This window comes from Acinetobacter sp. 1542444 (assembly GCF_000581835.1).
GTDB lineage: Bacteria > Pseudomonadota > Gammaproteobacteria > Pseudomonadales > Moraxellaceae > Acinetobacter > Acinetobacter pittii.
The window spans coordinates 23549-29964 of record NZ_JEYA01000011.1; the positions used below are offsets into that span (position 1 = coordinate 23549).

At 39.2% G+C, this 6416-nt stretch carries 6 protein-coding genes and 1 rRNA gene; 1 reads left to right on the top strand and 6 read right to left on the bottom strand.

Translation table 11 applies throughout. The features are described 5' to 3' along the window. Nucleotides 1-2: 2 nt before the first annotated feature. Together J580_RS22490 and J580_RS22495 are read right to left on the bottom strand one after the other, a co-directional pair. Nucleotides 3-890, bottom strand: a complete 888-nt coding sequence (locus J580_RS22490) for an SDR family oxidoreductase (RefSeq protein ID WP_032006036.1) — start codon at nt 888-890, stop codon at nt 3-5. A 20-nt stretch (nt 891-910) separates the two neighbouring features. Continuing rightward, the gene (locus tag J580_RS22495) at nt 911-2716 is read right to left on the bottom strand and encodes an acyclic terpene utilization AtuA family protein (protein WP_032006038.1); all 1806 of its coding nucleotides are present in this window, start codon (nt 2714-2716) and stop codon (nt 911-913) included. Nucleotides 2717-2902: 186 nt separating this feature from the next. On the opposite strand from J580_RS22495, the gene J580_RS22500 reads away from it, so the two are divergent. After that, nucleotides 2903-3502, top strand: a complete 600-nt coding sequence (locus J580_RS22500) for a TetR/AcrR family transcriptional regulator (protein ID WP_032006040.1) — start codon at nt 2903-2905, stop codon at nt 3500-3502. Between the two features lie 30 nt (nt 3503-3532). Here the strand turns inward: J580_RS22500 and J580_RS22505 are convergent, their stop codons facing one another. The 4 genes from J580_RS22505 to rrf form a co-directional block, all read right to left on the bottom strand. Then, complete coding sequence (locus J580_RS22505) at nt 3533-4696, bottom strand: acyl-CoA dehydrogenase family protein (RefSeq protein ID WP_032006042.1); 1164 nt, start codon at nt 4694-4696, stop codon at nt 3533-3535. Nucleotides 4697-4837: 141 nt separating this feature from the next. After that, nucleotides 4838-5401 carry a DUF4256 domain-containing protein gene (locus tag J580_RS22510; RefSeq protein ID WP_032006044.1) on the bottom strand — a complete coding sequence of 188 codons (564 nt, stop codon included), beginning with the start codon at nt 5399-5401 and terminating at the stop codon, nt 4838-4840. Nucleotides 5402-5568: 167 nt separating this feature from the next. Next, a complete protein-coding gene (locus tag J580_RS22515; RefSeq protein ID WP_032006046.1) occupies nt 5569-5964 on the bottom strand; it encodes a DUF2007 domain-containing protein in 396 nt (131 codons plus the stop codon). A 145-nt stretch (nt 5965-6109) separates the two neighbouring features. Beyond that, a 5S ribosomal RNA gene (gene rrf, locus J580_RS22520) occupies nt 6110-6224 on the bottom strand. Nucleotides 6225-6416: the final 192 nt, after the last annotated feature.

The window sequence follows — 6416 nt, forward strand, 5'->3', positions numbered from 1 at the left end:
TGTTACTCCTCCTCAGCCTCAGTCTTTTTCTGAAAAATTTCAGGAATAAACGCGCGATGGAAACCATTATAAGACTGACTATTTGTCGCATCAGCTAGTGGATACATTCGTGTTCCTTGCGATGCAGCGCCATCAATACGCAAAGTTACACCTGAAACAAAAGCCGCAGCATCAGACAGTAAATAACAAATCGCCGATGACACTTCTGACTCAGTTCCCATACGTTTTAACGGTACATTGCCAGCAAGACTTGGAATAATTACTTTGGCAAAATCACCGCTATAATTATCCATACCGGATGACACAATCCATCCTGGTGCAACTGCATTTACACGAACTCCAGATTTGCCCCACTCAACCGATGCTGTTTTAGTTAAGTTATCAACCCCCGAACGCGCAGCTCCAGAATGCCCCATTCCTGGCATGCCGCCCCACATATCAGCAGTCATATTGACAATACTGCCACCATGTTTTGCCATCCATTGGTTATAAGCTTCACGCATCAAATAGAAAGTCGCATGCAAGTTATTACGCACAACTGCGTCAAAACCATTCGCCGAAATATTCTCTAAAGCTGAGGGGAACTGGCCGCCCGCATTGTTCACCAAGCCATCTAGTTTTCCGAATTTCTCAATCACTTCGGCAATCATATTTTTCACTTGTTCTTCTTCACGGTTATCACAAACAATGAAATGAACTAAGCCCCCATCTTCTATAATTTCTTGGCTTACTTTCTCTAATTTTTCAATTTTTCGTCCTGTAATCACTACTTGAGCGCCGAGGGCTGCAAGCTCATGTGCCGTACAGCGTCCAATTCCTGAGCCACCACCTGTCACAATAATGACTTTATTGGCGAAAGCATCTGGTCTAAATATTGATTGATAACTCATCTTTGTTTCATCCATTCATTTTATTTTTCTAAAAGATGTGCCGGAACTTTAACAGGCATATCCAATAATTGCTGTGCAAATGCTTTGCCTTGTGGATCGATACGTAAGCTTGCAACACCACCGCCACCCAAGGCATTTTCCAATATAAAATTCAGTGCATTCAAACCCGGTAACTCATAACGGATTACTCGCCCTTTCTCAGCATCCAAGACATGTTGCATATAGCTTGCAACAGCCTCTTCCGTCAGTGCTGCACGGATCCATGGCAAATAGTCTGCTTTACGCGCAATCACACCGATGTTGCTATGATTGCCTTTATCACCACTGCGGGCATGCGCAATTTCAATCAAAGGAACTTCAATTTCATCTCCTTGATAAATTGCATTTTCACCTGCCTTTAAAGTAGGCAATTGCTCTGTAGAAACTCCTTGTGGAATCTCAACTGGGTAGCGTTTTCCTTCAAAATCGATTTCGACACTTACTTGATTTTTATCTATTAAAAATGAAAATAGTTTAATCACTGGCGATGCTTTTGGACGCCCTCCCACAATCCCTGCCAAAGCTGGAGCCATACCTGTTGAAACCTGCGCAATTTCAGATGCAAAGAACATACATGCTTCTTTGAACATGTGTTTTACAGCTATTTTGACCACAACTTCACGACTATTTAATGTTTGGGCATGTTCGCCATAGGTACTTTCAATACCTAAAATTTCAACAGACTTTTCACTAAAAGGTGGTACCGAACGCGTTGCTAAAACACGTTCGCACTTAGTCAAAATCGCATCAGCAATGACTTGTGCTTTTTGTGGTGCCTCACGCCCTGCAATTAAAAAACTCACTAAAACCCGATATCCATCTGGATAGGTCGCACTGACTTTATATTGCGCAGTCGGTGCTTGGCCTTTCGCTCCCGTCACACGAACTCGGTGCTCGCCGACTTGCTCTAAATGCACGTGGCTGAAATCAGCAATTACATCGGGTAATAAATATGCTTGTGGGCTACTAATTTCATAAACAATTTGCTCAGCAACCGTAGCGGTAGAAACTAGACCACCTGTACCTTGAGGCTTAGTTACAACAAATGAGCCATCTTCACTCACTTCAACCACTGGAAAACCCATATTGTCGAAGCCCTGTACCAATTGCCAATCGGTAAAATTACCACCCGTACATTGGGCTCCACATTCAATCACATGACCTGCCAACGAACCTTGCGCCAATTTGTCATAATCTTCGAGCGACCACTGATATTCATGAAGTAAAGGAGCAAGTACCACAGCAGAGTCAACAACACGACCAATAATCACAATATCGGCGCCTAAATCTAAGGCATCACGAATAGCCACCGCCCCTAAATAAGCATTACTACTCGCCACCTGTTCTGGCAAAGCTTCCCCGCTAAACATTTCCTGAATATTCTGTGATTTTAGCTGTTCATGTTTTGGCAAAAGATCATCACCTAACACTACGGCAACTTTCAGGTCTAGACCATATTCTTTAATTATTTTTTGCAAGGCATCTCGACACGCCAGTGGATTAACACCACCAGCATTACTAATCACCTTAATCTTTTTCTCTGCAATTTTTTTAAGTAGAGGCGCCATGACACGACTGACAAAATCTAAAGCATAGCCATGTTTCGGCTCTACCATTTTCGCTTTGGCCATAATCGACATGGTGATTTCTGACAAGTAATCAAAAACCAAATAATTAATATCGGTTAGATGTACCAATTGAAAAGCAGCAGTATTGGTATCTCCCCAAAAACCTGAGGCACACCCTATTTTTACGACACGCTCATCATCCTGTTGATTACTTGCCATCTTGTTTCTCATTATTTTGTTTAAAAATTACACTCAACATTACCAAGCAAGCGCTTGGTTTGTAAAGAGCAAAATGTTATTGTGAAATTGACTAAAACTGCCAAACTCGACAACTAGCCTAAAACATGGTGAGATTTAGCAAAATTTTTTCCGTAAATATTTTTATATAAAGGATCCAGCTTTCGTATGATTGCTACTTCAATTGAACAGATTCCAAATATTTCTTGCTTTGACGATAGCCCGCGTGGTCGTTTATTACAGGGAGCAGCCTATCTATTTCACAAACAAGGTTATGATAAAACCACTGTCCGCGAACTTGCTCAATTTATTGGAATTCAATCAGGTAGCTTATTTCATCACTTCAAGAGTAAAGATGACATCCTCGCTCACGTGATGGAGCAAACTATCATTTACAATCTTGCTCGTTTAGAAGAGGCAGCAGCTCAATCTACCGATCCAGAACAACAATTACGCGCCCTTATTAAAGCTGAACTCATTTCAATTACCGGAGATACTGGTGCAGCCATGGCTGTTTTAGTTTATGAGTGGTTTGCGCTGTCAAAAGAAAAACAAGATTATCTTTTAGAAATGCGTAATGAATATGAACAAATCTGGTTAGATGTGATTGAAAAGTTACGCATTCAAGGCAAGATAAAACATGATGCCTTTATTTGGCGAAGATTAGTTGGTGGTGCAATTTCGTGGACCGTAACTTGGTATAAAGCTGAGGGTAAAGTCAAAATTGATGAGTTAACAGAAATGGTGTGGGAAATGGCTTTGAAATAAAAAGGTGGCTCAATGACCACCCTGCAAGAATTAATAACCGAGCTGCTTACTAATCAAATCTTTCATAATTTCTTCAGCACCACCGCCAATCATATTAACCTTTACTTCACGGTAAATACGTTCAGACTTAGTACCTCGCATAAAACCCATACCTCCCAACGTTTGTACAGCCGCATCAGCACAAAATTGCATAGTGCGAGTCGCAACATTTTTAAGTATTGAAATTTGTGCCACCAACTCAGGCCCTTGTAACTTCTGCTGAGTCATTTTCCATGCAGTTTCTTCAAGTAATGCCCGTGTTGAGGTCAATTGTGTTGCCATATCTACCAATTTATGGCGTACTACTTGATGATCTATTAATCTTTTACCAAAAGTTTTACGTTGTTGTGCCCATTCTAAAGCTTCTTCATAACAGACTAACGCGTACCCATAAGCCACTACTCCCAAGAAAAATCGCTCCATATTAAAGTTATTCATAATAACTTTAAAACCAGCATTTTCTTTACCAAGAAGATTTGATACTGGTACTCGCACTTGATCAAAATGCAAATGCGCCGTATCTGAAGCCCACCATCCCATTTTCTTTAAAGGTGTTTTAGTAATTCCCTCACTGTGCGCATCAACGAGCAACATTGAAATGCCTTCAGCACCTGTTTTGGTTGGATCTGTACGCACTGCAACCGTATAGTAATCTGCACGAATCCCCGATGTGATAAATGTTTTCTCACCCGAGACAACATAATAGTCACCATCACGAACAGCTTTAGTCTGTAATGCAGCAACATCTGAACCACCACCCGGTTCTGTAATCGCCAATGCTGAAATCTTTTCTCCAGAAATAATCCCTGGTAAAACTCTTGACTTTAGTTCTTCACTTCCAAAATGCTGAATCGGTGGTGCTCCAATTGTATGTACCATGAGTGAAATATGTACCCCCCCCGAACCAGCTTTTGCCATTTCTACCCCAGCCAGTAATGAATAAAATGGATCTGCGTCAGGAATACCGCCATATTCCTCAGAAAAACCTAAACCTAATAGACCAATTTCAGCAGCCTTCTTATATAGCTCTCTTGGGAATGTCTCAGCCTCATCCCATTCATTAACGAAAGGAGCTATTTCTTTTTGTACAAATCGACGAACATTATCAGCAAAAGCAATATGTTGTTCATTATAGTAAATTGGGTTTGGTTGCATTTCTACAGATGTCCTGATGTTTTTATTTAATTCCAGAACATATCTTGTCATGTTTGCCATCAATCAAAAGTTGCAAGAATCTCCATTTTCTTGGCATAAAACATCAAAGCCTCTTCTTTTTATTCAAATACAATGCAATGCCTATACTCTTAAGCAACAACGGAAACCACGGGCAGCATAATAAGACTGCGCTCCATTATGATAAATAAAGACACGACCATATCGACGATCAGCAAAAAGTGCTCCATCTAGTTTACGAATCTCATTTGGGGTTTTGAGCCAACTTGATGTTTTAAGATCAAACTCTTCAATTTCTTGTAGTTGGTAATATTGCTCTTCTGTTAAAAGTTCAACTCCCATTTCCTTAGCTACATTTATTGCGCTATTTTTAGGAGGATGATCTTTTCTAGATTCGAGAGCCTCACGATCATAGCAAAGGCTTCTACGACCTTTAGGTGTCTCAAGAGAGCAATCTACAAATAAATATTCGTCTTTCTGCTGATCATAAGCAATAACATCAGGCTCCCCTCCTGTATTTTCCATTTCCAGCAATGACCAAAGTTTATCAGGAACCTTAATTAGTTTATTTTGCACATCCGACCACTCTATTTCTGTATGACGATATGTATTCTTTTCAAATCTATTCTTTAATAATTCAAGGAGTAACTCTATTTGCTTTTGAGTTAGCTGTTTTTTATCTACCATTAAATAAGTCCTTATATTTATTAAATTGAATGGCCATCAAAATAATTTATTTTATTTAATATCAATGGCTTCTCCGCCTAGTACATTAATTACAGAGATAGAACTAAATCCAATACCTCTACATTAGGTTCCATAATTAAGATAATCAATAATCGTTTACTATATATTTAATTCCAAAAGTGTCTACAACGCTTACATCTATTACCATTTCTAAAAGAAAATAAAGGTAGGCCCAAAAACATAAACGCTAAAAAGGCAGATTTTTTTCCTTTATTATTAACTTCTATATCCAAACTTCCACACTCAGGGCAACATTCTTTACTCTCCCCAAACTTTTGTTCAAGCTCATCACTAAAGTCTTTTTCAAGAAATGACTTCGCTTCATCAACATAGTTTTCTGGAACTAATAAACGAACCCCACCTAAAGCATTAGAATAAAACCAATCCATATTAATTGTATGCTCATTTTCAATATAAACAGGAATTCCAAATGCTTCTAGTTGAGTCTTGGCAATTTGTGCCTCATAAGGAAACGAGAAAGTTTTAATTACGATCCATTGCATATTAAATTTCTAATTAGGTAAATAATTTTAGAGTAGCTTTATTTCTTTATAATTTGAATAAATTTTAATATCTAAAGGATTGAGAATACAAATTGCACATAAAAAAACACCCCCATTCATTAGAATGGGGGTGTTTAGAATAATGAGCTGGCGATGACTTACTCTCACATGGGTAACCCCACACTACCATCAGCGCTAAGAGGTTTCACTTCTGAGTTCGGGAAGGGATCAGGTGGTTCACTCTTGCTATGGTCGCCAGCACAACTGGTATGGATACTTGCTTCGTTTTATTCACTGTGTGATACGTTGCGTTTTCCAAATCTTTACAGATGGGCTGATTGGTCTGATTTTTCGTTGTTCATTTTAGCTAAGTGTTTAACTAAATCAAGTTGCTTTGCATGTTTATGAATCGATTGATGCTTCATATACAACTGCTTGGGTGTTGTATAGTC